At 35.4% G+C, this 26,316-nt stretch carries 23 protein-coding genes; 5 read left to right on the top strand and 18 right to left on the bottom strand.

The features are described from left to right. Window positions 1-396: 396 nt before the first annotated feature. The 5 genes from BG04_RS19805 to BG04_RS19780 all read right to left on the bottom strand — a co-directional run bounded on the left by BG04_RS19805 (window position 397) and on the right by BG04_RS19780 (window position 3,976). Window positions 397-723: a YflT domain-containing protein gene (locus tag BG04_RS19805; protein ID WP_016766366.1), complete on the bottom strand. Its 327-nt coding sequence runs from the start codon at window positions 721-723 to the stop codon at window positions 397-399. 258 nt (window positions 724-981) lie between these two features. Further along, complete coding sequence (locus BG04_RS19800) at window positions 982-1,272, bottom strand: spore coat protein (protein WP_016766365.1); 291 nt, start codon at window positions 1,270-1,272, stop codon at window positions 982-984. A 17-nt stretch (window positions 1,273-1,289) separates the two neighbouring features. Continuing rightward, window positions 1,290-1,487 (bottom strand): hypothetical protein, encoded by a 198-nt coding sequence (locus tag BG04_RS19795; RefSeq protein ID WP_034653090.1) that lies wholly within the window; start codon window positions 1,485-1,487, stop codon window positions 1,290-1,292. Window positions 1,488-2,200: 713 nt separating this feature from the next. Next, the gene (locus tag BG04_RS19790) at window positions 2,201-2,974 is read right to left on the bottom strand and encodes a TerC family protein (protein ID WP_016766363.1); all 774 of its coding nucleotides are present in this window, start codon (window positions 2,972-2,974) and stop codon (window positions 2,201-2,203) included. Window positions 2,975-3,355: 381 nt separating this feature from the next. Continuing rightward, on the bottom strand, window positions 3,356-3,976 hold the full coding sequence (locus tag BG04_RS19780; RefSeq protein WP_034653092.1) for a TetR/AcrR family transcriptional regulator: 621 nt from the start codon (window positions 3,974-3,976) through the stop codon (window positions 3,356-3,358). Window positions 3,977-4,111: 135 nt separating this feature from the next. Here BG04_RS19780 and BG04_RS19775 point away from each other — a divergent pair, with 135 nt between their 5' ends. Beyond that, window positions 4,112-6,334 (top strand): MMPL family transporter, encoded by a 2,223-nt coding sequence (locus BG04_RS19775; RefSeq protein WP_034653093.1) that lies wholly within the window; start codon window positions 4,112-4,114, stop codon window positions 6,332-6,334. Between the two features lie 545 nt (window positions 6,335-6,879). Then, complete coding sequence (locus tag BG04_RS19770) at window positions 6,880-7,101, top strand: hypothetical protein (protein ID WP_034653095.1); 222 nt, start codon at window positions 6,880-6,882, stop codon at window positions 7,099-7,101. Window positions 7,102-7,600: 499 nt separating this feature from the next. On the opposite strand, the gene BG04_RS19765 is transcribed toward BG04_RS19770, so the two are convergent. Continuing rightward, a complete protein-coding gene (locus BG04_RS19765; protein WP_034655231.1) occupies window positions 7,601-8,476 on the bottom strand; it encodes a LysR family transcriptional regulator in 876 nt (291 codons plus the stop codon). 100 nt (window positions 8,477-8,576) lie between these two features. Here BG04_RS19765 and BG04_RS19760 point away from each other — a divergent pair, with 100 nt between their 5' ends. Next, entirely contained in the window at window positions 8,577-9,476 is a 900-nt protein-coding gene (locus BG04_RS19760; RefSeq protein ID WP_016763684.1) for a DMT family transporter, read from the top strand. 86 nt (window positions 9,477-9,562) lie between these two features. On the opposite strand, the gene BG04_RS19755 is transcribed toward BG04_RS19760, so the two are convergent. The 8 genes from BG04_RS19755 to BG04_RS19720 all read right to left on the bottom strand — a co-directional run bounded on the left by BG04_RS19755 (window position 9,563) and on the right by BG04_RS19720 (window position 20,610). Then, complete coding sequence (locus tag BG04_RS19755; RefSeq protein ID WP_034653097.1) at window positions 9,563-10,522, bottom strand: 3-hydroxyacyl-CoA dehydrogenase family protein; 960 nt, start codon at window positions 10,520-10,522, stop codon at window positions 9,563-9,565. Continuing rightward, window positions 10,519-11,280, bottom strand: coding sequence for an SDR family NAD(P)-dependent oxidoreductase (locus BG04_RS19750; RefSeq protein WP_034653099.1), 762 nt, complete (start codon window positions 11,278-11,280; stop codon window positions 10,519-10,521). The genes BG04_RS19755 and BG04_RS19750 overlap by 4 nt, the downstream gene beginning before the upstream one ends. 37 nt (window positions 11,281-11,317) lie before the next feature. Next, a complete protein-coding gene (locus tag BG04_RS19745) occupies window positions 11,318-12,754 on the bottom strand; it encodes a GntP family permease (RefSeq protein ID WP_034653100.1) in 1,437 nt (478 codons plus the stop codon). Window positions 12,755-12,989: 235 nt separating this feature from the next. Next, the gene (gene hisD / locus BG04_RS19740; protein ID WP_034653101.1) at window positions 12,990-14,276 is read right to left on the bottom strand and encodes a histidinol dehydrogenase; all 1,287 of its coding nucleotides are present in this window, start codon (window positions 14,274-14,276) and stop codon (window positions 12,990-12,992) included. A gap of 282 nt (window positions 14,277-14,558) precedes the next feature. Continuing rightward, on the bottom strand, window positions 14,559-15,566 hold the full coding sequence (locus tag BG04_RS19735) for a LacI family DNA-binding transcriptional regulator (protein ID WP_034653103.1): 1,008 nt from the start codon (window positions 15,564-15,566) through the stop codon (window positions 14,559-14,561). A gap of 383 nt (window positions 15,567-15,949) precedes the next feature. Further along, the gene (locus BG04_RS19730; RefSeq protein ID WP_016763678.1) at window positions 15,950-17,410 is read right to left on the bottom strand and encodes a CoA-acylating methylmalonate-semialdehyde dehydrogenase; all 1,461 of its coding nucleotides are present in this window, start codon (window positions 17,408-17,410) and stop codon (window positions 15,950-15,952) included. 34 nt (window positions 17,411-17,444) lie between these two features. Beyond that, the gene (locus BG04_RS19725; protein ID WP_034653105.1) at window positions 17,445-18,647 is read right to left on the bottom strand and encodes an iron-containing alcohol dehydrogenase; all 1,203 of its coding nucleotides are present in this window, start codon (window positions 18,645-18,647) and stop codon (window positions 17,445-17,447) included. Window positions 18,648-18,795: 148 nt separating this feature from the next. Continuing rightward, window positions 18,796-20,610 (bottom strand): sigma-54-dependent Fis family transcriptional regulator, encoded by a 1,815-nt coding sequence (locus BG04_RS19720; RefSeq protein WP_034653107.1) that lies wholly within the window; start codon window positions 20,608-20,610, stop codon window positions 18,796-18,798. Between the two features lie 363 nt (window positions 20,611-20,973). Between BG04_RS19720 and BG04_RS19715 the strand changes: the two genes are divergently transcribed. After that, a complete protein-coding gene (locus BG04_RS19715) occupies window positions 20,974-22,488 on the top strand; it encodes an arylsulfotransferase family protein (protein WP_034655232.1) in 1,515 nt (504 codons plus the stop codon). A 258-nt stretch (window positions 22,489-22,746) separates the two neighbouring features. On the opposite strand, the gene BG04_RS19710 is transcribed toward BG04_RS19715, so the two are convergent. The 4 genes from BG04_RS19710 to BG04_RS19695 form a co-directional block, all read right to left on the bottom strand. Then, window positions 22,747-23,148, bottom strand: a complete 402-nt coding sequence (locus BG04_RS19710; RefSeq protein ID WP_034653108.1) for a hypothetical protein — start codon at window positions 23,146-23,148, stop codon at window positions 22,747-22,749. 308 nt (window positions 23,149-23,456) lie between these two features. Further along, on the bottom strand, window positions 23,457-23,639 hold the full coding sequence (locus tag BG04_RS19705) for a hypothetical protein (protein ID WP_034653110.1): 183 nt from the start codon (window positions 23,637-23,639) through the stop codon (window positions 23,457-23,459). Window positions 23,640-23,800: 161 nt separating this feature from the next. After that, a complete protein-coding gene (locus BG04_RS19700; RefSeq protein WP_230586575.1) occupies window positions 23,801-24,325 on the bottom strand; it encodes a hypothetical protein in 525 nt (174 codons plus the stop codon). Between the two features lie 127 nt (window positions 24,326-24,452). Next, window positions 24,453-25,040, bottom strand: coding sequence for an NDxxF motif lipoprotein (locus tag BG04_RS19695; protein ID WP_034653112.1), 588 nt, complete (start codon window positions 25,038-25,040; stop codon window positions 24,453-24,455). Window positions 25,041-25,232: 192 nt separating this feature from the next. Here BG04_RS19695 and BG04_RS19690 point away from each other — a divergent pair, with 192 nt between their 5' ends. Then, window positions 25,233-26,126, top strand: a complete 894-nt coding sequence (locus BG04_RS19690; protein WP_034653114.1) for an AraC family transcriptional regulator — start codon at window positions 25,233-25,235, stop codon at window positions 26,124-26,126. The last annotated feature ends 190 nt before the right edge of the window (window positions 26,127-26,316 follow it).

Genomic DNA, 26,316 nt, shown 5'->3' with positions numbered 1-26,316 from the left:
TTAATTCTTCTTTTAGATCATTTACAGAGTTTTATCTTTTCCTCTTTTGCCCTTTACCCTATTCTCATTTGAATGAATCGTTTGATCTCTATTTCTTTTTCTTCTACTAAGAAAATAGATAATAAAACCTACTAAAACTAATAAAGTAATTAGAAGGATACTTGTAGGAAAGTATAACGTCCCTATGTGGATACCAAAAAATTGAATCATTATCCTTTCACCTCCATATGAGAGTAGTAAACGACTCTAGTAATATACTTTTCGTTCAGTAGCTTTCCTATTCATAAACCCTTTGTACAGAAGAACAAATATTATATATAAAGCAACATGCTAGTATGATTTACTAATAGTTCTCGATCAGTTAGTTTCTTCGAAAGTTATTCCCAGGAAAAACCATTACATATCTTTTTTTGCAATAATGATTATACGTTCTTGTTTCATTTCACCGACACACTGTTTAGCTTCTTCTTGGGTTAAACCTAACGAGGCCATTTTAGAATGAAGTTCATCTTCACGAGAAAATAACTTATTAACTGCGGATTCAAAAACTCCTTGTTCAGAAGCTCGATATTCTTTTGTATTTGTTGTATTTGTTAAATATTCCGAGCGCTCTTTATTATAGGTCAATAAATAAATTTCGTTTTTACTAAACCCGTTAGCAAAAAACTCTTCAATAAACTTATTTGCCTGACCACTATTTTCTGCTACTTTAATTTCCTTCACTATTTTCTCCTCCTCTATCCCCATAGAATATGTCGTTCTACTAATAGGTATATCCTTCAGCAGCCAATTAAAACCAATTTATTCGGATATGGGATAAAAGACTATAAAATATCATCTAAATATTGTATAAAGTGGGGTAAGTTATCTACTTCTAAGAGAATAAAATATAGACTTCTTTTCCTTTGTAGAAATATCAAAAGAGAACTTTTTATGTAACCTTAAAAAATTCCCCCTCTATTGTCAGAGGGGGAATTTTAGTTAACCTTTCGCTAAATCTAACGCTTTATCTGCCTTTTTTAAATCGTGATTTACTTGTTCTTCTACATCATAGGCGTGATACATTTCATTATCAATCATATATTGAGCAATCTTTTCATGAAGCTCGATGGTTTCATTTAATTGTTTTTTTAATACCTTTCGAACTTCCGGCGTCGCTGTTTCCGTAAGCGCTACAGCATATGTTCGTACACCACTCTTAGCTGACAATAATAAATCAGTCGCAATAGCAAGATCGTCTAACGTTTTAGTAAGAGTACTTTTAGTGGCCATTTTTCTACCCCTCCTATTTATTGAGCTTTCTTTAAGATTTTTTTCAATTCTTTAATCGCTTCAGTAGATGCTTGGACATCTTCTTCAAGAATCTTTTTTAATTCCTCATCCTCTACCAATTCCAACATCGCTGTTCCTTTTGTTACACATGATGTTTTAAGCGTTAAGATTTCATGAACTTCTAGCGTTTCGTGCATAGCTAGTCCCTTTGCCATGTTTTCATCCTCCTTGTCATTTTTTTGACTTGTGAATTATATTCCCAAATCAATTCCATTTAAACAAGTATTCGTTATTTTTTAAAAGTTTTAGAAAAAGAAACAGGAATATTAAAACTAACAAAAATAATCACCTGTTTTTGCAATTGACCTTCTATTGTATTGCAGAATAAATCCCTTTAGGTGTAATATGTAACCCTTCAATGAATCTTAAATTGTAAGTCTTTCTTTCTAGACCTTTTTAATCGTTTAAAATTGCGTAATACATTTTGTAAAAGGTGTGATTTTATTAATTGTTTACATATTACCATCAAGGCTTTTGTTCTCTCTTTTGTTGATGTTATATTCAGGGTAATTTACGGTCAAATAATTGGAGAAAAAGATGTTCAAATAGAAAGTCTTATCGGTCTTTTTATTGGTTTTTTTATTGGGATTTTCTTAATTTCCTGCTTTACTGACTATCGTAAAAGGCACAAAAATCAGAAATAAAATAACCAAGTTAGTTTGCGCAACCATTTCAATTAAAAAGTTTCAATTAAAAAGTGCGTTAACCCAGCTTGGATTAACGCACTTGATAATTACACCTGAATCACCAAAACTCACTTTTCTATAAAATCTAAACATGCTTTTAAATATTAAAGCGAGGATCCGTTTGGAAGGAAAGAGTAAGGTTAATTGATGAATTCAGGGTGATTATCACACTCGATTACCTTCTAGGCCGATGATTTTTCTGATGACTTATTGCCAGGTGCAAACCAACCTAATAGAGCAATACCAACTAATACTCCATAGAAAATTAGAGTCCAGATGGTGCTATGAGGAAAATGGGGATCTAAGACACCAATATCTTTATGTGCAAAAGTAATAACAGCAAGTTTCACACCTACCCAGGCAACAATGGCGTATGCTGTCGTTTCTAGGGCAGGTCGTTTTTCAAGGAGTTTTACAAACCAGCTTGCTGCAAACTTGATTAAGATAAGGCCTGCAACTCCTCCAAGAACTACAACTGCAAACTGCCCTCCGTCCATCCCACCGATTTCTCCAAACTGTGAATCCGGAAGTCCAAGAGCTATGGCCACTGCAGCTAAAATAGAATCGATGGCAAAAGCAAGGTCAGCTAACGCAATTTTCCCAACTGTCGGCCAGAACCCCTTTCCAGCAGACTCCTTCTCATCATCATCATGAATATTCTCATTATGTTTCCCAAACCGCGCCTGAATGACATGCTTTAAACCTAAATACAGAAGATAAACTGCTCCTACGGCTTGTATCCACCAGACGTTGGCGATAAATGAAATGGCAAAAAGAGCTCCAAATCGAAAAATAAATGCCATAAGAATTCCGTAATTAATCGCTCTTTTTTTCTGATCCTCGGGCAAATGTTTAGCTATAACTGCTAGTACAAGAGCATTATCGGCTGATAATAACCCCTCTAACCCGATTAGAATCAATAGTGCCCACACATATTCAAGCCAAATAGATTCCATCCAATTTTCCCCTTTCCAAAATATAAGCTGTTATACTAAAGGTTTTGTTTACAATAGAATAACCATATATACTAAACGCAACTCTAAAAGCTAGGATTTTCATTATTTTAACACTAACCTTTTATAAAGTATTATTTAAAATACAAATAAAAACCAAATTATTAAATTTTTACGTTTTCATCATATAACTTCGCCTTGTTAGGTTGTTAATGAAAACGTTGAACCACCATTTATTTATAAGTTTGTCACTTAACATGTAATCATCGCTATTATTTACCGATTTCCACAAAGTACTTACGGCCAAATAAAAAGCGGCTAAAACATATTGATCAATATGTTTTAGCCGCTTTTTATTTCTTTTTTTACGCTGGAATAAAAACGTCACTTAGGACTAATCCCCACCCAAAACAGGTCCACTAGAGCCTGAGCCGTTTTTTCAGGGCCTCCTAATTCTGTAATTAATTCTTTTTTGTTCCGAATCATTGTTACCGTGGAAAATGTATGCGCAAGCAATCTGGGACTTGCTACGACAATTTCACCGCTTTTTGCAGCTTGCTTGAATACGTTCTCCAATGCCTCATGTATTGCTTTCTCCGCTTCACGAATTTCATGAATATGACCTTCTGTAAGCGAAGAAGTCGCTTCTTGCAATAATGTTTCAAAATCAATATGCGGTCTTTTTAAATGATCTAATGTTACCTCATATAATCTGTGTTTCAGCCCTTTGGAGTTTTGTAATAATTTTTCTGTCTGTTTTGTGATACGTTGGAACATACTTGATACCGAAACGGTAAACAAAGTTGCCTTATTTTTAAAATAGTAGTAAACGCTGGCCTTGGTCACATCGCTTGCTTCAGCCACTTGCTCCATTGAAACTTTTTCGTATCCATATGCCATAAAGAGATGGGCAGCTGTTTTTAAAATTTGCTCTCTTGTTATATTATTTTCAGTTGTTATTTTAGGTCTGCCAGGCTTTTTTTTCGGTGTCTTATCAGTATTCATAAGGGCCCTCCTTCTAGTTCAAGAAATTGGCACATTTAAACTAGTTGATTAATTAACCTTCTGGTATATATAATTATCGAAGGTTCTATATATATTGTAATAGAAACAAACAGATTTGGAAATGAGGGAGAATTAATGAAAGAATCACCTTTAGCAACATTCAGTCGATTGATGACTGGAAAAGTGAGTCGTTGGGTTGTTATTGCCGTATGGATTCTGGCAACTGCATTTCTAACAATTGCTTGGCCTGCCGTTAATAAAACGGAAGTGAACAATGCACCAAACTTAAGTAAGAATTCACCTTCCGTAGAGGCTGAAAATCTTATAAAGAAAGAATTCCCTAACTCTTCAGGGGTTCCTGCCCTGCTTACATGGCATAAAGATTCAGGTTTGAATACCGATGACTTAAAATCTATTCAGCAAGTGGCGGCAGATTTAGAAAAGAAACCATTAGAAGAACAAACGTCTACTCCGCCTTTGCACAAATTACCGTTAGCAGCTCTACAAAAAATGATATCAAAAGATGGTACCACGCTTGTACAGCCTATTTTCTTTAAAGAAAACGTTGAGACGGATGTACTAGAAAAAAATCTAGATACGGTTAAAAAACAAGTAAAAGAAAACGTTTCATACGATTCTTTTGCGACAGATATCGATGAAAAAGATAAATTAAGCACGCGCGTTACGGGTCCTGTAGGAATTCAAGTAGATGCAACGAGCTTATTTGAAGGAGCAGACGTTTCGTTACTAATTGCGACAGTTTTATTGGTCTTAATTTTACTTCTTGTCATTTATCGTTCCCCAATTTTAGCGATTATTCCTTTAATCGGCGTAGGTTTTGCCTATGGGGTGCTGAGTCCAATTCTCGGTATTTTAGCAGATAAAGGATGGATTACGGTTGACTCGCAGTCCATATCCATTATGACTGTTTTATTATTTGGAGCCGGAACAGACTATTGTTTATTTTTAATTTCTCATTATCGCGATGAGCTTCGCAAAGTAAAAGACAAGAGACAAGCACTTATCAACGCCTTTAAAGGTGCTTCAGGTGCTATAGCGATGAGTGGCTTTACGGTTGTCATCTCTCTTTTAGCTTTAATCGTAGCAAAATACGGTGCTTACCATCATTTTGCAATCCCTTTTAGCTTATCTATTCTGATTATGGGATTAGCAAGTTTAACACTTATTCCCGCCCTGCTTTCGGTTATGGGAAGAGGTTCTTTTTATCCTTTCGTCCCTCGTACTCCTGAAATGGAAGAGGAATTGGCGAAAAAGAAAGGAAAACCGGTGCGTGACCGAAAAGCGAAAAACCGTGTCGGGAATTGGATTGGTAATGTGGTTACGACTAAACCATGGACAATCATTGTAGCTTGTCTAGTCTTTTTTGGAGCTTTATCCATTTACTCTAGTCAAATCAAGTACACATATGATTTATTGTCTTCTTTCCCTGAAGATATGCCTTCTCGTGAAGGATTTACGATTATTTCTGATGCTTACTCTCCTGGTGAACTAGCACCAGCACAAGTAGTCATTGATACGGAAGGAAAATCGGTTGACCTTGAAAAAGCATTAAAGAAAAATGACCTTATTAGTACTGTTTCTGCACCTCAAAGTGGTACAAATAATGAGGATCTAAAAGTATATGACGTTATGTTTAATGTGAATCCATATAGTATAGAAGCAATGATAGCTATTCCAGACTTGAGAGATGCAGCTGAAAAGGCACTGTCACAGTCCGGAGTTTCCGCAGTCAAATCCAAAGTATGGATCGGCGGTCAAACAGCAACACAGTATGACACAATGACAGTTAGTGATAAAGACGACAGTATCATTGTCCCATTAATTATTATTTTTATATCGCTCCTGCTATTGGCTTACTTGCGTTCCATTGTAGCCATGCTTTACTTGGTTGGAACGGTTATCTTATCCTACAGTGCAGCCTTAGGATTAGGCTGGCTCATTATTCACAACATCATGGGGGCAGATGCTATACAAGGAGCGATTCCTTTATATGCATTTGTATTTTTAGTGGCGCTTGGTGAGGATTATAATATCTTTATGATCTCAAGCATCTGGCAGAAAAAGAAGCACATGCCATTAAAGCAAGCAATTAAAGAAGGCGTAAGCGAAACAAGCGGTGTTATTACATCAGCTGGAATCATTTTAGCTGCTACCTTCGCGGTTCTAGCAACACTGCCTATTCAAGTTCTGGTTCAGTTTGGAATTATCACGGCTTTAGGTGTTCTGTTAGATACATTTATTGTGCGACCATTCCTTGTACCTGCGATTACTACGGTTTTAGGAAGATTTGCTTTCTGGCCAGGTAAAGTTGAAATGGTATCAGAAAAAGAGCAGTAAGTATTTGAACAAAGATGTTATATATATAATTTACTATGTAGCTTCTATGAATATGAAAACAAGAAAAAAGCAAAGAGAATATTCTCTTTGCTTTTTTACTTCACTTCCATCTATTCTCTTTTTTATCTGTTAGCTTTACGTTAAATGGAAACAAGTGATAACCATCCTTAAGTTTCTTGTCCAAGCGTTCTTAATAGATTAAAAAAGGGTGTGATTCTATTGACTTTTTACGTAGTACCACAGCGGCTGTTATTCTCTCTTTTGTTGGTGTGATCTTCAGAGTCATTTACCGCCAATTAATTGAAGAAAAAGGTGTGCAAATAGAAAGTCTCACCGGTCTTTTCATTGATTTTTTATTGAAATAACTTTAATTTACTATTTTACTGATTATCGTAAAAGAAAAAAAGAATTAATCTAGTAGTTAGCAAACGAAATACTCAATGCAAGTTCCAATAATCTAAAATGGCCTTTAACACAACTTTCATAAAAGCAACTGTTTAGGTTAAATTATTACTTAAGAAACATATGCTACTGGAGGTCATAACTTGTTAATAGGTGAGATTGTTCAAAAGTTAAATAATGGTGCTTCTTATGAAGATATTGCTTCTTCCATCAAAATTACTGAAGATATATTGAGAAATGATTTAAAGAAAATCGGATTTCACTATGATAATAAAGAAAAAAATCTGGTATTTACAGGATACGACTCTGAATATGAGAATACACTTTGTATTTGTTACTCTGATATCAGGAAACTCTCTACTTAACATTTTCATTTTAAGGTGATATAACGAGCTCCCGCTATAAAAGCGTGGGTTAGATTTAATCCACGCTTTTAACTAGTCCTACTTTATTAGAGACTACGAAAACTAACCATTTTTAGTCATCTTAGATTCGTTCAAACTAGCCTCTTATTGCCGAGTCGTTATATTCCCTATCCTCTGCATTAATAAAGATTCCTTTGTATGTTATGAATCAATTGAGCTTTCGCCTCTTCTAATTCTCTCTCGCTTTCCTTATCATTATTTACTCAATTTATTACACGATTTTCAAGTTAACATACATATCATATAGAGAAATAATCAAGACAAATCTATATTCCATGCTATAACAAGTGTTACCAGTAAATAAGTGAAAGATCCAATCAAGTATCGAATGAAGTGATTCCTCAAAATTAAGAAATGTTTTTTATTAGCTATTCTTTTTTTCTCTATTAGTTGAAGAAGACTTTAATTTGGTAAAATATTGGAGAGGCTTTTCATTTTCTTATTCAGCTTCACTATCTAGATTTCTCATTTCCTTAATAAATAACTTTACAGCAATGGACGCTTCTTTTAACGCTGGAACTGCTAGTGCGATTTCTCTACAAAACCTTGGTTCTAATTTTTTTATAGCAATTCCTTCAGGTACACTTGTTAATGAAAATTTAGGAGCTATGGCCAAGCCTAAGTCTTCTTGAATCATTTTTAATAGAGTATTGATATGAGAAACCGTAAATTCAGCTCTTAATTTCACTTTAGCTTTATTAAACATATCTATAATGGGAGATTCAAACCCTCCTCTGCACAAAATTAATGGCTCATTATCTAAGTCATTAATACTAATAGAATTTTTTTCAGATAAAGCGTGAGTTTTTGGTACTAAAACTACCATTTCATCTTTAGCAATCGGCACAATATCCATACTTGTGCTTGGAAGAACGATAAACCCTATATCGATAGCTTTAGATTTGAGCCAACTTTTAATTTCATCTAATGTTCCTTCATGAACAATTAGCTGGAGAGAAGGATATTTTTGTTTAAAAACTTTAATGATTCCGGGTAAAAATTTCGTAGATGCACTAGGAAAACTTCCTATTCTTATTGTTCCTACTTCAAACCCCTTTTCAGCTGCTACTTCTTGTTCCACTTTTTCAATATGATTTAATACTGCTCGAATATGTACTAAAATACGTTCCCCAATATCAGTTAAAAGTAGACCTCTTTTACGATCCCTTAGAAGCAATTTAACGCCCAAATCAGCTTCTAAGTTAGATATTGCATGGCTGACAGCTGGCTGAGTCATATTCAAAACATGACTAGCCTTTGTAAAACTTCCCGTGTCAATAGCTTTTACTAATACTTGAAGTTGTGTAATTGTTATCATAAGTGATTACTTATACTCCTTATAAAAAACATTCATTTTCTTTATTCATCTTCCTATCGTATCATGTTTAATGTAATCATAACAAGGAGGTTTTATCATGAAGCAATATTCTAAAACGCGAATTGGATTTTTTCTTGCATTTCTTGTTTTTATGTGGGGAATAAACTGGCCTCTAACGAAATTCGCGCTGCACTACTCTCCACCACTTTTATTTGCAGGTATACGATTATTTATCGGCGGAATCATATTACTCATAATTGCCGTTCCTAGATATAAAATGCTTCGTTTTAAAGAGACATGGCCTATTTATTTTATATCCGCACTATTTAATATCATCTTATTCTATGGACTTCAGACGATTGGATTAAATTATTTACCGGCCGGACTTTTTACCGCGATTGTTTTCTTTCAACCAATCTTAATGGGATTATTTTCTTGGATTTGGCTTGGTGAATCAATGTATCCCTTCAAAATATTAGGTCTTATTTTAGGATTTGCGGGCGTTCTTGTCATTTGTCTTGGAGGTTTAAAAGGCCATATTTCTATTACAGGCATTTGTCTTGCATTAGGTTCTGCTTTAAGTTGGGCTTTTGGTACTGTATTTATGAAAAAAACCTCTAATAAAGTTGATGGAATTTGGCTTACTACACTGCACATTATTATTGGTGGATTATTTTTAATGGCTTCCGGAACACTTACAGAAAGCTGGTCATCTATTTCATGGAATCCGGCTTTTATCGCCGTATTGTTGTTCATATCTGTGTTCGTCATTGCTCTGGGTTGGCTTGATTTCTTTACACTTGTTAGTTCAGGAGAAGCAAGCAAAGTTTCCACCTATACTTTTTTAATCCCTATTATTTCTATTACAGCAAGTTCATTATTTTTAAAAGAACCAATTACAATGAATCTACTAGTAGGTCTCTTATTAGTCATTTTCAGTATAATACTTGTCAGTATAAAACCGAAAACCTCAAAGCCTCTTCTAGTATCAAAATAAAAGAAAAGGATGGCCCTTTGGATCATCCTTTTCTTTTTCATAACTTCCTCTCAAGGTTTACTTGCTCATTTATTCATTAAAGGAACTTATTTTTGTTCTTTTTCCTCTTCTAAATCTCTTTTCAGCCAATAAATAAGTTGTTGTTCACGTTCTTTGTTCATTTTTTTTGATTGCTGCTGTGACCATTCATAAAATCCTTTTCCCGTTTTTTGTCCGTAATTTCCCTCATCTACAAGTTTTTTTATCTTGCTAAACGATTTATTATGATTGCTTAAATCGGGGAATAGATAGGCTGATATAGAATCAAATACATCTAGTCCTCCCATATCAGCTGTCATAAATGGGCCTGTCACCGACAAACGTCTACCTATACTGTAACAAACAGCTTTATCAATATCCTCGATTGAGGCCACCCCTTGCTCAAGAATATATTGAGCCTCACGGAATAAAGCATACTGCAGTCGATTTCCAATTGAACCAAGGATATCTTTTTGAACCACAATAGGCTTTTTATTCAAGTTTTCAAGTAATTCAAGCGATCGATTAACAGTCTGTTCTGACGTCTGCTCTCCCCGTATTACTTCTACAAGAGGGATCAAATGTCCTGGATTCCAAAAATGTGTAACTACTGTTCTTTCCGGATATGATGTAAGAGCAGCAATATCAGTTGGACTCAAACCGGATGTGTTACTCGCAAGTATTACATTTTGGGAACATAATTCATCTAACTCTTGAAACATTTTTTGTTTTAAGTATAAGTTTTCTGGAATTCCTTCAATCACGAAACTCGCCTTATTTACACACTCTCTTAATGAATTTGTAAAGTAGATACGTTCTTTTATATTTTTTATCTCATTAGAATCCACTACCTCATACGTTGTCAACAAATTCAATTTTTCATCAATACCTTGCTTCCCACGGTGAATATCATTATCATCTATTCCCCAAATTTTCACGTTGAAGCCTGCTATAGATGCAGATAAAGCGATAGAATGCCCCATTGTACCAGAACCTATAATTGCTAATTCTTCTTTAGAAACACTCATATTGCTGTCCACCCTCCATCTACTTTAATTGTTTCTCCTGTTATAAACTGAGCTAAATCGGAAGCTAAAAAAAGAACTGCTCCTCTAACATCGGAGGGCTGAGCCAATTTTCCTAAAGGGATACGGGAAACAACATCCTGATAAAATTCCTCATCTTCAAACATTTCTTTCGTAAAATCTGTCTCGATAAAAGTAGGAGCCACAGCATTTACTCTTACGTTATAGGGTGCCCACTCAACTGCAAGTGCTTTTGTTAACTGAACTGCGCCGCCTTTACTAGAACAATAGACAGAGCGCTTAATATACCCTACAAAAGCCATTTGGGACGCCATATTAATAATCTTTCCTCCTCCTTGTTCTATCATATGTTTGCCTACTCTTTGTGCACAGAAAAAGGTTCCTTTAAGATTGGTGTCTATGACTTGATTCCAATCTTTTTCGGTTACTTCTAGTGCTGGTTTTGCAATATTAATGCCTGCATTGTTTATGAGTATATCAATATTACCTAATGTAGAAACTGCGTTATCTACCATTTCATGCACACTTTGTATATCTTGTATATCTGCTTTTAAGTAGAAAGAATTGGGATGAATCCGCTTTAATTCATTTGTAGTCGACACTAAATCAGCTTCGTTACGCCCTGTAATGACTACGTCTGCCCCTTGTTTAGCGAGCGCCAAAGCAATATCCTTACCAATCCCTTTACTACCTCCAGTAACCAGCACTTTTTTTCCTTTGAGTTCAGAAAAATAAGTCACTATAATCCTCCTTTTATTAGATTCATAGATTCTATTATCAAACTAAACCAGTTAAACTATAAACAAGGATTACAAAGAAGCATGCGAGTGTTTTAAAAATAGTCACTGCAAAGATATCTCCATAAGCTTGTTTATGGGTTAATCCAGTAACAGCAAGTAGGGTAATTACGGCTCCGTTATGAGGTAAGGAATCCATCCCACCCGATGCCATCGCTACGACACGGTGCATAACTTCAGGAGGAATATTATATTGTGTAATAGCTTGTATATACTTATCTCCCATAGCACTCAGTGCTATCCCCATTCCGCCAGATGCTGAACCCGTGATTCCAGCTAATACGTTTGTTGTAACAGCTCCATTAATAAGTGGATTTGTAAAAGTATGTGAGATGCTATCCCGTACAGTTGCAAATCCGGGAAGAGATGCAATAACTCCACCAAAACCATATTCAGAACCTGTATTCATAGCTGCTAGCAGAGCTCCGCCAATACTGGCATTAATACCTTGTTGAAATCCACTAGTCACGCGCTTCCAGTCATAGGCAAGTGCTGTAATAATACCTAGCACTAAAGCTAGCTCTACCGACCAAATTCCTGTTACTGTTGCTAAGTCTACTTTTCCAAAGGCTTCTAAACCTAACTTAGAAAAATCAAAACCTTCTGGGTACCACTTTGGAATAGATATAGTGAAAAATTTATTGGCCACTCCAACTAAAATCAGAGGAACAAATGCTAATACCTGACGCCCAATACTAGCAGAATTAGTAGAAGGAGCAGCTGACATATTAACTGTTTCAGCAGCAACAGCTATCTCTTCCCCAGCACCATTAAAACCAAAATAACCTTCACCTGCACTTTGAGCTTTTTTACGGCGTCTTTCCAAATAAAGAAGTCCTAGGCAAAGTACAAAGAGCGATCCAGTTATTCCTAATATAGGAGCTGCATAAATATCTGTCTTAAAAAAAGAAGTCGGTATTACATTTTGAATTTGAGGTGTTCCCGGCATAGCATCCATTGTAAAAGATAAAGCTCCTAAAGCAATGGTTCCAGGAATAAGTCGCTTAGGAATGTTAGCTTCTCGAAAAAGGTTCGCTGCAAATGGATAAACGGCAAACGCTACTACAAACAAACTGACTCCGCTGTAAGTTAATATTGCACACATGAGAACGATAGCTAAAATAGCTCGTTTTCGACCCACTAAATTTATGATTGTTTTAGCTATAGATTCAGCAATTCCAGACATTTCAACTAACTTTCCAAAAACTGCTCCTAATAAAAAGACTGGAAAATAGTTCTTAATAAAGCCGACCATCTTTTCCATAAAAATATTAGAAAAGAAAGGTAAAGCATAGCTAGGTTCCGTTAATATAACCGCAAGTAATGCACATAGAGGCGCAAAAAGAATGACAGAAAAACCTCGGTAAGCAATAAGCATTAAGAGCCCTAAAGCAAGTATAATGATGACTAAATCCATTGTTTCTCCCCCTATATTTGTTTCTCCCCCTATATTTCTCGTCGCAACTTATTATATTTTCTTTCTTAGTTTAAATTTTTAGCCTTTAAACCATATTAAGCTCTAGTAATTCTACCGCTAGCCCTCTAAAAGCAAACGCTTTCAATATTTTAATAGGGATAATCAGTAATTCATCTAAAGAACAAAAACTTACTGAAAAAGGATACATAAAAAGTTTATGCATCCCTTTTATTGGTTATTTTGCTGTTACTTTTCCATAACGACGTACGCGAAGTAAAGCTTGTTCAGCATGCCCAGAGAAGTTCTCTAGTTGACAAAGGCGTGCTGCATATTCCCCAATATGCGCGCTAGCTTCTTCTGTAACCTTTTGATAAGTACATGTTTTTAAAAATTTACCTACCCACAGTCCACCAGTATAGCGTGCAGCTCCTTTTGTTGGAAGCGTATGGTTTGTACCAATGACTTTATCACCGTAAGCTACATTTGTCTCAGGACCTAAAAACAAACATCCGTAATTATTCATGTTTTCTAAAAAATAATCTGGATTTTCAGTTAAGATTTCAACGTGTTCAAAAGCTAATTTGTCTGCTTCTATTAAAGCTTCCTGTTCATTTTCTACAATTATGATTTTTCCGTAATCCTCCCATGAAACACGTGCTACATCAGCTGTTGGGAGCTTTTCGAGCTGACGTTCAATTTCTTTTACAGTTTCTTGAGCTAACTTTTCAGATGTTGTAATTAATGCTCCCGGTGAAGTTGGTCCATGTTCTCCCTGTCCTAAAATGTCAGTGGCAATCATTTCTGCGTCTGCTGTTTCATCAGCTACAACTAATGTTTCTGTAGGGCCTGCAAAGAGATCAATTCCAACACGACCGTATAATTGACGTTTTGCTTCTGCCACATAAGCATTACCTGGCCCTACCAGCATATCTACAGGTTCAATTGTTTCCGTACCAACAGCCATGGCAGCCATTGCTTGAATTCCCCCAAGAATGTAGATTTCATCGGCTCCTGCTAAATGCATGGCTGCTACTGTAGCTGATGGAATTTCTCCTCCAATAGGTGGAGTACAAGCAATCACTCGATTTACTCCAGCTACCTTTGCTGTCAGTACACTCATATGTGCAGAAGCAACCATAGGATAACGTCCACCAGGAATATAACATCCAACACTTCCAACTGGAATATTTTTATGGCCTAAAATAACACCAGGTAATGTTTCTACTTCAATGTCTAGCATAGATTTTCTCTGTTCTTCAGCAAATCTTTTTACATTATTTTGAGCAAATTTAATATCTTCAATTGTTTGCTTTGGTACACTATTCACGATCTCAATGATTTGTTGATTGCTCAATCTGAAATTTTCCGGAGACCAATTATCAAATTTTCTTGATAGTTCTCTAACTGCACTATCTCCTTCGTCCTCAATTTTTTTAATGGTTTGACTTACTATTGCTGATACTTGCATATCATTTTGATTAATTTCTTCCTGACTTTTCCCCTGTTTAAAAACTTTCGCCATGACAAATCTCTCCCTTTATTTGTATACGTATGCATTAAATTCATGCTTCATTTAACAACATTCCCAAAATGCATACGTATGCATTTTGAAACAGAATTTTAAAATCATAGTAGTATTAATTCAATTAATAGTAAGCTTCCTAACTTTAATAAAAAGCTATTTGCATACGTATGCATTTTTAGTTACAAAAGAGATATTATGTATCCCTTTTAGAAAAAACCTATTATTTGCACAATTCACACTATTGTGTCTACTAAATCATAAATGATAGCCCTTTCATTGTCAACTATTTTTGAGAAGTTTTACAGACTTTCTCTCAAGAAGCTTGCCTGAAAAAAGTAGAGATTGAGGCTTGGTCGCTTCTCCATCCACTGTATTTAATAACATATTAATAGTTGCTTCAATCATTTCTTTTACTGGTTGCTGCCAAGTTGTTAAAGAATAAGGAGGCCAGGAGGCCATTGAAATATCATCAAATCCTACAATTGACAATTCATTTGGAATAGATATTCCTAATATTTTAGCAGCATCTATTACTCCTAAAGCTACAATATCATTTGCACAAAAAATAGCATCCGGACGATTTCTATTTTTTAGTACACGCATTGCTACAGTGTAACCAGCTTCATAAGTGTAATCACCTTCTTCAATTACCGGTTTTATTCCTTTTTGTAAAAGAAACTCAGCAAATCCCCTCTCACGATCACGACTCGTTGATGTATTGGTACGACCGGTAATATAAGTGAACTTTTGATGACCTTGTTTAAATAAATATTCCCCGATTTTCATGCCCGCTGAATAATTATCACAACATACAGAATGACAGGTAGAATCTTGGGTATATCGATTGAAAAGGATAATAGGTATATCATGTGTAGAAAGTTTGGAGACAACATTTGAAGATAGCAAAACGTCTGTCACTATCACACCCTCTACATTGTATTCAAGAAATTGAGATACTTCATCTTGGGTAATTGCATCATTCTTTGTATGAAAAAAAAGTACATGATACCCTTTTTCGTACAAACTTTTTGTGAATTCATCAAGGATTTCTGGATAAAAAGGGTTTTGAATATTACCCATTACAAGTCCAATTATATTAGTCTTATTAGTTATTAATCCTCTTGCTAAAGCATTTGGGCGATATCCTATTTTTTGAGCAGCTTCTAACACGCGTTTTTGTGTCCTAGGAGACACCTTGGCACCTGGAGTAAATACCCTAGAAACCGTCGATTGTGATACATTAGCTAACTTAGCCACTTCTATTGCATTAATTTGTTTTTTTTTCATATTTACCTCTCCCTGTTCCCTCTATAGTACGTTTTCTTAATATAAAAACTCGTTAATAACTAGACTAGATATATTTATATTATAGATATTTCTCTATTTTAACAATTGACTATTATATTATTATTATCATTTTTTGAGAAAAGGTAATAAAAAAGTGGTTTAATAAATACTAAGAGGAATTAAAATAATCCCGTGACATTTCAATTTTCAGGCAAATGTCTCTATAATATTATTAAAACACAAAAAAGTCGCAAAGCCTTAGTGGAAAAGGTCTTTGCGACTATGTGATTTTTATTTCACTTGCATTAATATCAAACACATTTATTTTTGGACAATATTAATGAGAATTACTTAAAGCTTCCCCTTTGTCTCTAAATATCTTTTTAGTAACGAGCCGTAACCATTTTCTTTCTTGTATAGAACTCTACGCCATCTGTGCCGTTTGCATGAAGATCACCGTAGAAAGAGTCTTTCCAGCCCGAGAATGGGAAGAACGCCATAGGAGCTGGCACTCCTACATTGACTCCTAACATGCCTGACTCAATATTTTCACGGAACTCGCGGACGCTTGCACCACTATCTGTGTAAATGCAAGCACCATTTGCAAATCGGGAATTATTCGCTACCTCAATTGCTTCTTCTAGTGATTTTACACGTACAATCGATAATACTGGTGCAAAAATCTCATCTTGCCAGATTTTCATTTCTTGTGTGACATGATCAAAAATAGTTGGCCCTACAAAATAGCCTTTATCTTTTACTGCACTATCTTCACGGCCATCCCGAACTAACCGAGCTCCTTCCTCTATGCCTGATTTTATGTAGCTAAGCGTACGCTCTTTGTGATTTTCACGAATAACGGGTCCTAAGAAGACATCTTTTTCTAGGCCGTTTCCAATGACGATGTTGTTTGCTTCTTCTACTAAACGATTGATTAATTTATCTGCAATTTCCTCTTGTACCGTTACAACAGAAGCGGCCATACAACGCTCACCTGCCGAGCCGAAGGCAGCACCAATAATTTGCTTTGTTGCTACGTCTAAGTCAGCATCATTTAGTACAATTGAGTGATTTTTTGCACCGGCTAAAGCCTGAACACGCTTTAAATTTTCTGTACCTTTTTTGTATACGTATTCAGCTACTGGCTGAGAACCAACAAAAGAAATAGCTTTCACTAATTTATGTTCAAGAAGACCATTTACCACATCATGCGCGCCGTTTACAATGTTTAATACGCCTTTTGGCAATCCAGCTTCTTCAAATAATTCTACTAATCTTGCAGCTAAAAGCGGCGTACGCTCAGATGGTTTTAAGACAAATGTATTACCGCAAGCAATCGCAAGAGGGAACATCCAGCAAGGAACCATCATTGGAAAGTTAAACGGTGTAATCCCTCCAATTACGCCAATTGGATAGCGGTACATGCCAGATTCAATGCCTGTCGCAATATCAGGAAGCTGTTTCCCCATCATTAAGGTAGGAGCGCCCGCAGCAAATTCCACGCATTCAATACCACGTTGTACTTCACCATGTGCTTCATTAAAGCTTTTTCCATTTTCAATCGTCACTAACCTTGCTAATTCATCCCAGTTATCTACTAATAGCTGTTGATACTTAAATAAGATTCGCGCCCGTTTTGGAACTGCTGTCTTGGACCAGCCCTTAAATGCTTCATTCGCAGCTCGGACAGCTTGATCTACATCTTCTTTTGTTGAAAGAGGCACCTCTGCAATTACTTCTCCAGTTGCAGGGTTATAGACTTTCTCTCTAATCCTTGTAGATGACTCTACCCATTCACCGGCAATATAGTTTTGAATTACTTTTGTATTAGTTGTAGTTTCCATTTTCCATTCTCCTTTTAGATAAACTAGTAGATTTTTAAGATTCAACAGTATTTTTGCTTCTTGAAAAATTGTAGTTATAGCAGTAATAGTACAAATCCACTATTTCTTGATGAGTAGGCACTTTTGGGTTATTTCCAGGACTGCCGCTTGCTAGTGCATCCGTTGCCATTTTATCAACTACTTTTTGAAACTCTCGTTCATCTATTCCCCATGCTTTCATATTAGGAATATCTAAGTCACAACAAAGTTGCTTTATTTTCTCAATAGCCACATCAGCTAGCTCTTCTTTGTTTAATGATTTCGATTCTGGATAAATTAGATGTCCTATTTTTGCTAGCGAATCGATAGCAGCTTCCTTTGTAAATTCAAGTACCGCTGGAAGTAACATTGCATTTGAAATACCATGAGGTACATGAAATAAAGCACCAATTGGACGGGACATTCCATGAATTAGCGTCACAGAAGCATTACTAAAAGCAAGTCCAGCTTCCATAGAAGCAATGGCCATTTTTTCCCTTGCGTCTGAATCCTCTCCATCTTGATAAACTTTTCTTAAATGGTTCAAAATAGCTTCTATCGATGAAAGAGCCAATGTTTCCGTTAACGGTTGAGATAAACGTGATATATAAGCTTCAACAGCATGACAAAGTGCATCAATTCCCGTTGCTGCTGTAACTTGTGGAGGAGTAGAAATTGTGAAAATTGGATCTACAATCGCTACTTTCGGAAGAAATGCTTGATGTTTAATCATCATTTTTATATCTTCCTTGGTATTCGTAATTACGGTAACATTTGTTACTTCTGAACCCGTTCCAGCCGTAGTTGGAATTGCAATAAGCGGAAGAGGATCTTCTGTAATTGGAGACTTTCCGCCTGCAAAATCACCAATATAACTACCATTGGTTGCTACTACAGCTACAGCTTTGGCAGCATCAATGCAGCTTCCTCCACCTATTGCGATAATAACACCGCATTGCTCTCTTAGACACAGGTTTAATGCTTCATTAACGTGTAAATCCGTAGGCTCTGTATTAACATCTAAGTATGCAGCATAAGAAACATTTAAATCCTCTAGTATTTTTTCGCAACTTCTTACATGTCCTATTTTTTCCATAACACGATCACTAATTAAAAGTACTTTCTTTCCATAAGCTCTCACTTGCTCTCCAAGCTGAGCTAAAGAATTTTCCCCATAAAAGACTGAGTTAGGCATACAAAATTTTGAATACCCTTTCATAAAATCCCTCCTTACATTAACGTCACTGTTATTAATGCAAGAACCGTGCCAATTATAAAAGCTTAATTCCAAAGGCTTCTTTTAGTTAAAGTGTCCATTTTTAAATACATAAGTGTTTGATATATGTCCGATTATACAGACACTTGAACTATAATCCGTATTTTTTTAATTTTATGTAAAGAGTAGAACGCTGAATTCCAAGAATTCTCGCGGCAGCAGCCTTATTACCGTTCACGTCAGCAAGCGTTCTCAAAATAGTGTCTTTTTCACTAGATAAAATATCTTCTCTTACCTTTTTTAAGAGTCTGTTTGTATCACTATTTTTTTCTGTTATAAAAGAGCTTGTATCTTTTTTTCGAAAATGAGCAGGTAAGTCTTCTTCCGTAATTTCTTGATTTTCTACTAGACTTACTAACATTTCCACCGTATTGACAAGTTCCCGTATATTTCCTGGCCATTGATATTCTTGTAAATACCGCATTGCTTCAAAAGAAAAGCTTTTTTTAATGATTCCAAACTTTTCACAAAAATTTTTAAGGTGGTGTATGAGTAATATTTGAATATCCTCTTTTCTTTCTATAAGTGGCGGAATACTCAAACGAATAATGTTTAAACGATAATATAAATCTTCACGGAACTCTCCCTTCTTAACTAGCTCTTCTAACCTTTTATTAGTAGCAGCAATAATTCGTACGTCTACATGTTGACTTTTCATTCCTCCGACTCGCTCCACTTCTCTGTCTTGTAATACTCGGAGTATCTTAGCTTGCATAAGTAGGGGCATGTCTCCAATTTCATCTAGAAATAAGGTACCTTTATGAGCTTGTTCAAATTTACCTGGCTTTCCTCCTTTGCGTGCTCCTGTAAATGCTCCTTCCTCATAGCCAAATAACTCTGCTTCAAGTAATTGTTCAGGAATAGCGGCACAATTGATACTAACAAAGGGTCCTTCTGAAAATGGACTAGAATAGTGAATTGCTTTTGCGAATAATTCTTTTCCGGTGCCACTTTCTCCAGTAATTAATACGGTAGAAGGTGTTTTTGCTGCTTTTCTAGCAATCTCTTTTACGGTTTGTATTGCGGGACTTTCTCCAATAATTTGATCAAAATGATTGTTATTCTCTATTTGTTCAGGATTTGGCAAATGAGATTCTGTTACTTTTCGGGACAATTCCTGCATACGACCTAAGATATTATAAAGCTCACTGACGCCTTCAAAGATAAGCATGCCAATTGCTCCTACAATTTTCTCTTCCTTTCTAATCGGAATACGATGAACAATCATGTCTTGACCTTGGATACGTTGAACATAACCTCTTTCATCTGTCCCCGTTTCACTAACGATATGCACACGGGTATTTTCTATAATCTCTGTGACATGTTTTCCAATAGCTTCTTCACGTTTTTTTCCTAAAAAACGGCAGTAGGCCGCGTTAAACTCCTTAATAATTCCATTTGTGTCCACAATAACAATACCTTCGTAAGCGCTTTCTAGAACAGCGTCTAATGTTTCAACAGCATAAGGATTTTCTTGGAGATGCTTTAAATAGAAAGAATACGAATGAAGAATATCCGTTTTAGTTAATAACCCGACCAATTTTTCTTTTTCATCTATAACAGGTAAAATCCCTCCTTGTATTTTCCAAGCTGTGTCAATAGAGTCATGAGGACTAACACTGTTTATTGAAGGCTTCATAACTTCTTCAACTTTGGTATTTAGTGAGTGGCATCCAGTTAAGGATCTCAATAATTCCGGAGTTGTCAGCACCCCTATAACTTTCTGTTGTGCGGAAACAACAGGTAACCCCTCAATACCGTGCATATCTAGTAAATGAATGGCTTCCTTTAATGTTTGACCTTCTATCAGGTTAGCGGAAAGAGGTCTCATCCATCTATGAACAAGTTCGTTATTTTTTATTTGGTTATAATCAAAGGGCGTATATTTATTAAAGTCTTGTATCATTATTTATACCTCCTAATCTTAGCTATTAATAAAAATGTAGCATTTATTATACATAAAGTTTTTGAAATTGTCTGTGTTTTAGACATAAAAGAAATCTCTTATTATCTATTTAGTAGTTCAACTTTAAACACGATTAAAATATTGCTGCATCGATAATATATAATGGTATATGAACAAGAAAAACGAGCTCTTATCTGCTAAGGGCTCGTTTTTTACATTTATTTCATGTGTCTTTACATATTAACATTTAAAATAAACAAAAGACACAAGTAAACCTAAAACATATGTACATATTCTGACGTAAATGACATATTAATAGCTCGACAGTGCTAATAATAAAATTTAGAGGAGATGAGAGTGGGAATGGATAATTTTAATTCACAATCATCCACCAATCATTCAAACCCGCAAGTATGGAATTTTGTTTCGGCTCCTAATTTACATCCCATGAAGGTTACCATTAATGTTGATAAGCCCGGAACAGCTCCCGGCCTATTATTTGTTGCGCCCTATACGGTATATGAAGCAGCGATGATTGGCCAAACTGGGGCACTAATTATGGATCAGACAGGGAATCCAATGTGGTTTAGACCACTTGCTAGTAGATATATCCAAAACACAGACTTTCGAGTACAAATGTACTGCGGGAATCCTGTTCTTACGATGTGGCAAGGAACAATTTCAGGAACTCAAACCGCAACCCCAAACCTTCCAGCAGGCGATCCTGAACCTGGTGCTTATTTTCAAATTATCAACCAGCATTATAAGGTCATTAAAAAATTATTTGCTAAAAAAGGATTTACAGCTGATGTGCATGAGTTTACAATCACCGAACGGAATACGGCTTTGTTTACGGCAGTAAAACAAGTACCTGCAGATTTATCTAAGTATGGTGGACCATTACGCGGGTATTTTGATGATTACTCTATTCAAGAAGTAGACATTGAGACGGGAGAGCTTCTCTTCTTTTGGAGTGCACTTGAACATATTAATCCAGCTGATTCAGTGGTACCTGCTTCATCCGCGACAAGTTCTAATAATATATGGGATTGCTACCACGTAAATTCAGTCGAAGAAGGGCCAAACAATACACTTCTAGTGAGTATGCGTAATATGTGGGCCATTTATAACATTGATAAAAAAACGGGAAAGGTAATTTGGCAACTTGGTGGAAAACAAAGTGATTTTAAGCTTGGACCGAACGCTGCATTTTCTTGGCAGCATGATGCGCGCTATAGGTCCGAAAATAGGATAAGCTTGTTTGATGACGCCTGCTGTGCCTCTTCAACCTCTCCTCCTGAGGGACAGGCGCGTGGTTTAATTCTTCACTTAGACTATAAACACAAGGTCGCCAATGTAGATCGAACGTATTATCATGACCCAGCTTTATACGTTCCAAGTCAAGGAAATGCGCAAAAGCTTTCCAATGGAAATCAACTCATTGGGTGGGGGCAAGAGCCCTACCTTTCAGAATTTAAGAATGCTGGTAATACACAAAGAAATCCTTCATTTAATTTGTTATATGATATGCGGTATCCAAATCAGAACCTTTCTTATCGAGCGTTTAAAAATAAGTGGGTAGGTCTACCACTTTACCCGCCTAGCATAACGGTAGACTTATTGCATGACGGTCAAGCTACAGCTTACGCATCATGGAATGGTTCAACAGAAACGGTTGCTTGGCAGTTACTGGCAGGACCAACGCCTTTTAAATTGTCAGTAGTGATATTTAGTAGCCCTCGTACTGGATTTGAAACAGATATCCATGCTCAGGCAGTTGGTCCCTATTTTCAAGTAAAAGCATTAGACTCCTGCGGGAACGTCATTGGTACATCACCGACTACTTACGTGAAAATAAGACGAAATAGACGAAAGTGAGCATTAATAATCTTCTATTAGATTTTAAAAATGTTCGTATAGCGCCCCCTACTCAGAAGGCTTGAGGGGGCATTCACCTTTTAAGGAATCAACTAGAAATTATGTGAGCTAAGGATTTTTCCAAAAAACCGCTACTATATTAATCTAAACTGCAAAAATAAAATTCCTGATATATAATATTATATTTTAACAAATAGTAAGGATAAAGAACTGAGGGAATATTTGATATAGATGAGTATAAGGTGCTTTTCTTCCTAATTACTTAACTTTTAAAATCATATCTTCTGACTTTTCATTCCATTTAACAGTTAAAGTCATATATTCAGGTTTAATTACATCTTTACTAGCGTCAACCTTTACTTTTTCTTTGAAATTCCCTTCTTTATTTAACTTTGCGTCTCTTACTGCAATTTCATTTTGATTATTTGAAGTGTCTAAATTAATCCCAAAATCTCCTACGGATTCTACCTTACCACCTAGATAATTTAAGTTCATTTGAGCTGTTTCTTTACTATTTTCAACGGGATATAACGTAATAGTAGCTGACCAGCTTTGGGTTTCACCTGAAAACTCTAAAGGATTCTCAGCTTTACTTTGACATCCAACTACTAATGAAATAAAAAAGAAAAGACTAAATAAAGCAATATAAAACTTTCTCATGCTCTTCCTCCATGTAAACACCATAATGTCATTTTTACTACTTTATATTTTATTAAAATATATATCTTTAGTTAACATGGCGTAGAATATTATCTAGTAAAGAACATATGTAAGATCTTTTTTAATAGCTGTTCGTAAATTTGGAAAGTCGCACTAAATGTGGAACGTTTCTTTTCATTTCCCATCATAATTTTATCCCCTTTTATTTTAAGCGGGTATATTATATAGAAGTTTATACAAAATGAATTGTCGTTAGTTTAAATAATGAAAGGTCTCCCAGAAATAATTCTGAGAGATTAGTAAAAAAATTAACCTGTAAAAAAGCTTACAACACCTATCAGGACAAAAAATATGAGAATTGCAGATAAAATGAGTACAATTGTAAAGATAGGTTTATACTTTACTCTATTTTCTTGCTTACTTATCTTATTATGTAAATCATCTAATTTTCTTTCAATTTCATCCAGACGTTTTTCCGTGTTAATATCCATCACCTCCTGCCTTTTATACGAATTACTTCTATAAAAGTTTCCTAATTACTGTATTTTGAAGAATATATATGTAAAAGCCGTTTTGAATTGTATTTATAGTTAGTTACCGAAATCCCCTTTTCACATAGTAAACTTTCATTTTTTTTAAACCTTAATCTAAATCAAAAGTGAAATGGACTTACTTGTTTGATAATAAACGAAATGATAAACGAAACAGAAATTGTTGTCGCTAGCTGCTTTGGATTTTTGTAAAAGACTCCGCATAAAACAGCATACATAATGAACTTTTCAATATAATTTACATGTATATAAAATACTCCAACCGCTAAAGAAAGACTTAGCAATAACCCCATAGGCAACGCTGGTAATATCCAAGCTAGACGTAAATTATTTTTAGCCATCCATACAATAGCTGCCAGAAACGGAGACGCTAGTGCCATACTTCCCCACAGTAAAAAATAACTAGTTGGAAAAAATCCAAATAGAAAAGCGGAATATATATAATAGCCTGTTAGCATTCCTATAAAGAACATGAATGTATTAAGAGCCGCACTAATTTTGGTTTTACTATACGCGGCTATAAGGGTAGCAATGAGTACCCAAATACCTGTCCTTGAACACAAATCCCCGAAATACGGCAGAATATTCATCCACCAGCTTCCATCAGCACCTGCAATAGTATCCAAATATTTGGCTACTATCCCCAAAACTGTACCGAAGACTAAATAGATAATAGAAAATGCAAGTTTATTTGTAGACTTAACTACTCCAATAGTAAACTCCCCCTAACCAAAGCAAATCTATTAAATTGTTTTAACTCTTTCGTCCAAAAGCTTTTGTATCAATATTTTTGTCATCTAGAAAATTCTCTATCTTTTTCTGTTCCCTTCCATTTACACCTTCATTTTTATTCATAAGTGACTCAATTTCTGTTTCAGAAAAATCTCCTTCGCTTATATGCTCAACCATGTCATCGATGGCTTGATCCAGTTCATCCAAAATTTGATTGGAACCCATAATAAAGCGGCTAATTCTCTCTGACTCTTTTTTATATCCTTCTGGTAGAGTATTGTGCGAGATATATGTGGAAAAGTTACGATCATTTTCTTTGACCAGATCGTTTAGTTGTTCAAGTTTTTTCGCTTCAGCTTTAGTTAGCTGTTGATCAGAATCCATCATTTCTTCAAATTGATCACTGATATTGGATAAATCCTCGTTAGTATTTAAGTAAGTCTTTATACTTTCTTTCATTTCCTTTTCATCAATTACAGCATTATTTTTCGATGAACTAAATATAGAAGTTGGTAATACAATTTCTTCACTAACTTCTTTTGTACTTTCCTGATAAGAACAAGCACCTAATAAAAAAATAATCATTAAGCTAAAATAAAGTTTCTTCAATTCGAACGCTCCCTTTACCAATGTATTAATCCCATTAATTTACATAGAAAATTTTAACATTAAAATCCCCTTAGGACTATACATCTAGAGGCGTATATTGCAAAACTACCCTCATCTAATTGAATATAGCAAAAAATGTTAAGAACAACGATTTGTTTGCTGTTATAGTGAACGTAAGGTAGGTGAATGTAAATGAATTATGTAACTTGCATACAAAGAACGCTAGATTACATTGAGGAGAATTTGGAGACACAAATTACTTTAGAAAAGTTAGCAGAAATTGCTTGCTTTTCTCCTTTTCATTATCACCGTGTCTTCCAAGCCATGGTTGGAGAATCGGTGATGGATTATGTGAGGAAACGAAGACTTACACGCGCAGCAGAACGCTTATTTTTCACAGATGAAAAAGTCATTGATATCGCACTTGATGTTGGTTTCCACTATCAAGAATCATTTAACAGAGCGTTCAAAAACTTTTATGATGTTTCGCCGAAGCAATACCGTAACGCAAGGAGAATATCTGGACCGCTGCGGGGAAAAGCCTACCTAACTACCACACTTTTGTCAGGAGGAAATAAGATGGAACCAAAACTAGTCACTAAATCTGCTTTTTATGTCATTGGATATGAGCTAAAAACGAAGAACGAGGGTGGCCAGAATAACAAAGACATTCCTGAATTTTGGCAACAGTACATGCAAAATAGATTAGGCTCTAAAATCCCCAATCCCTTAAAAGAAAACACGGAGCTTGGTATTTGCACCGATTTTAATCCTGAAACGGGTGAGTTTGTTTATGTAATTGGCATGGAAGTAAAGGAAGGCACTTCAGCGCCTAAAGGAACAGTTTACAGAAGTTTCCCTGAACTAGACTATGCCGTATTTACTACACCAAAATCAAATGAAGAATCTTTTACTTCTTCCATTCAGTCCACATGGAATTATGTTTTTACAGAATGGTTCCCTGAATCGGGTTATGAGCACTACGGATCAATGGAATTTGAACTGTATGATAAAAGATGTTATGGTTCAGAAAATAAAGAGATTGATATCTACATTCCTGTAAAAAAACAGACTGTTAAGGCATAAAAGATAACTCCCATTTGTTTAAGAGAAACGTAGCGTAGAAATTCATTTATAATACTGAAGATATTCCTATACAAAAGCCCAATCTCTAAGCAATTAAACTTAAGAGAGGGCTTTTTATTCTTTTGCATTGGGAATTTTGGAATCAATCAATGTGAATATTCACTTCATTTTTAATTATGACAATGTACGA

The organism is Priestia megaterium NBRC 15308 = ATCC 14581, from assembly GCF_000832985.1.
Lineage (GTDB): Bacteria > Bacillota > Bacilli > Bacillales > Bacillaceae_H > Priestia > Priestia megaterium.
This window is presented reverse-complemented; position numbering and strand designations above follow the sequence as displayed.

Excerpts from the sequence above, each read along its gene's own strand:
- BG04_RS19705 (WP_034653110.1), bottom strand. The coding sequence starts at position 23,639 with ATGGATATTAACACGGAAAAACGTCTGGATGAAATTGAAAGAAAATTA.
- BG04_RS19730 (WP_016763678.1), bottom strand. The coding sequence starts at position 17,410 with ATGGAAACTACAACTAATACAAAAGTAATTCAAAACTATATTGCCGGT.
- BG04_RS19760 (WP_016763684.1), top strand. The coding sequence starts at position 8,577 with ATGAAGCAATATTCTAAAACGCGAATTGGATTTTTTCTTGCATTTCTT.
- hisD (WP_034653101.1), bottom strand. The coding sequence starts at position 14,276 with ATGGCGAAAGTTTTTAAACAGGGGAAAAGTCAGGAAGAAATTAATCAA.
- BG04_RS19790 (WP_016766363.1), bottom strand. The coding sequence starts at position 2,974 with ATGGAATCTATTTGGCTTGAATATGTGTGGGCACTATTGATTCTAATC.
- BG04_RS19725 (WP_034653105.1), bottom strand. The coding sequence starts at position 18,647 with ATGAAAGGGTATTCAAAATTTTGTATGCCTAACTCAGTCTTTTATGGG.
- BG04_RS19745 (WP_034653100.1), bottom strand. The coding sequence starts at position 12,754 with ATGGATTTAGTCATCATTATACTTGCTTTAGGGCTCTTAATGCTTATT.
- BG04_RS19800 (WP_016766365.1), bottom strand. The coding sequence starts at position 1,272 with ATGGCCACTAAAAGTACTCTTACTAAAACGTTAGACGATCTTGCTATT.
- BG04_RS19715 (WP_034655232.1), top strand. The coding sequence starts at position 20,974 with ATGGATAATTTTAATTCACAATCATCCACCAATCATTCAAACCCGCAA.
- BG04_RS19720 (WP_034653107.1), bottom strand. The coding sequence starts at position 20,610 with ATGATACAAGACTTTAATAAATATACGCCCTTTGATTATAACCAAATA.
- BG04_RS19735 (WP_034653103.1), bottom strand. The coding sequence starts at position 15,566 with ATGAAAAAAAAACAAATTAATGCAATAGAAGTGGCTAAGTTAGCTAAT.
- BG04_RS19795 (WP_034653090.1), bottom strand. The coding sequence starts at position 1,487 with ATGGCAAAGGGACTAGCTATGCACGAAACGCTAGAAGTTCATGAAATC.
- BG04_RS19775 (WP_034653093.1), top strand. The coding sequence starts at position 4,112 with ATGAAAGAATCACCTTTAGCAACATTCAGTCGATTGATGACTGGAAAA.
- BG04_RS19690 (WP_034653114.1), top strand. The coding sequence starts at position 25,233 with ATGAATTATGTAACTTGCATACAAAGAACGCTAGATTACATTGAGGAG.
- BG04_RS19780 (WP_034653092.1), bottom strand. The coding sequence starts at position 3,976 with ATGAATACTGATAAGACACCGAAAAAAAAGCCTGGCAGACCTAAAATA.
- BG04_RS19710 (WP_034653108.1), bottom strand. The coding sequence starts at position 23,148 with ATGAGAAAGTTTTATATTGCTTTATTTAGTCTTTTCTTTTTTATTTCA.
- BG04_RS19755 (WP_034653097.1), bottom strand. The coding sequence starts at position 10,522 with ATGAGTGTTTCTAAAGAAGAATTAGCAATTATAGGTTCTGGTACAATG.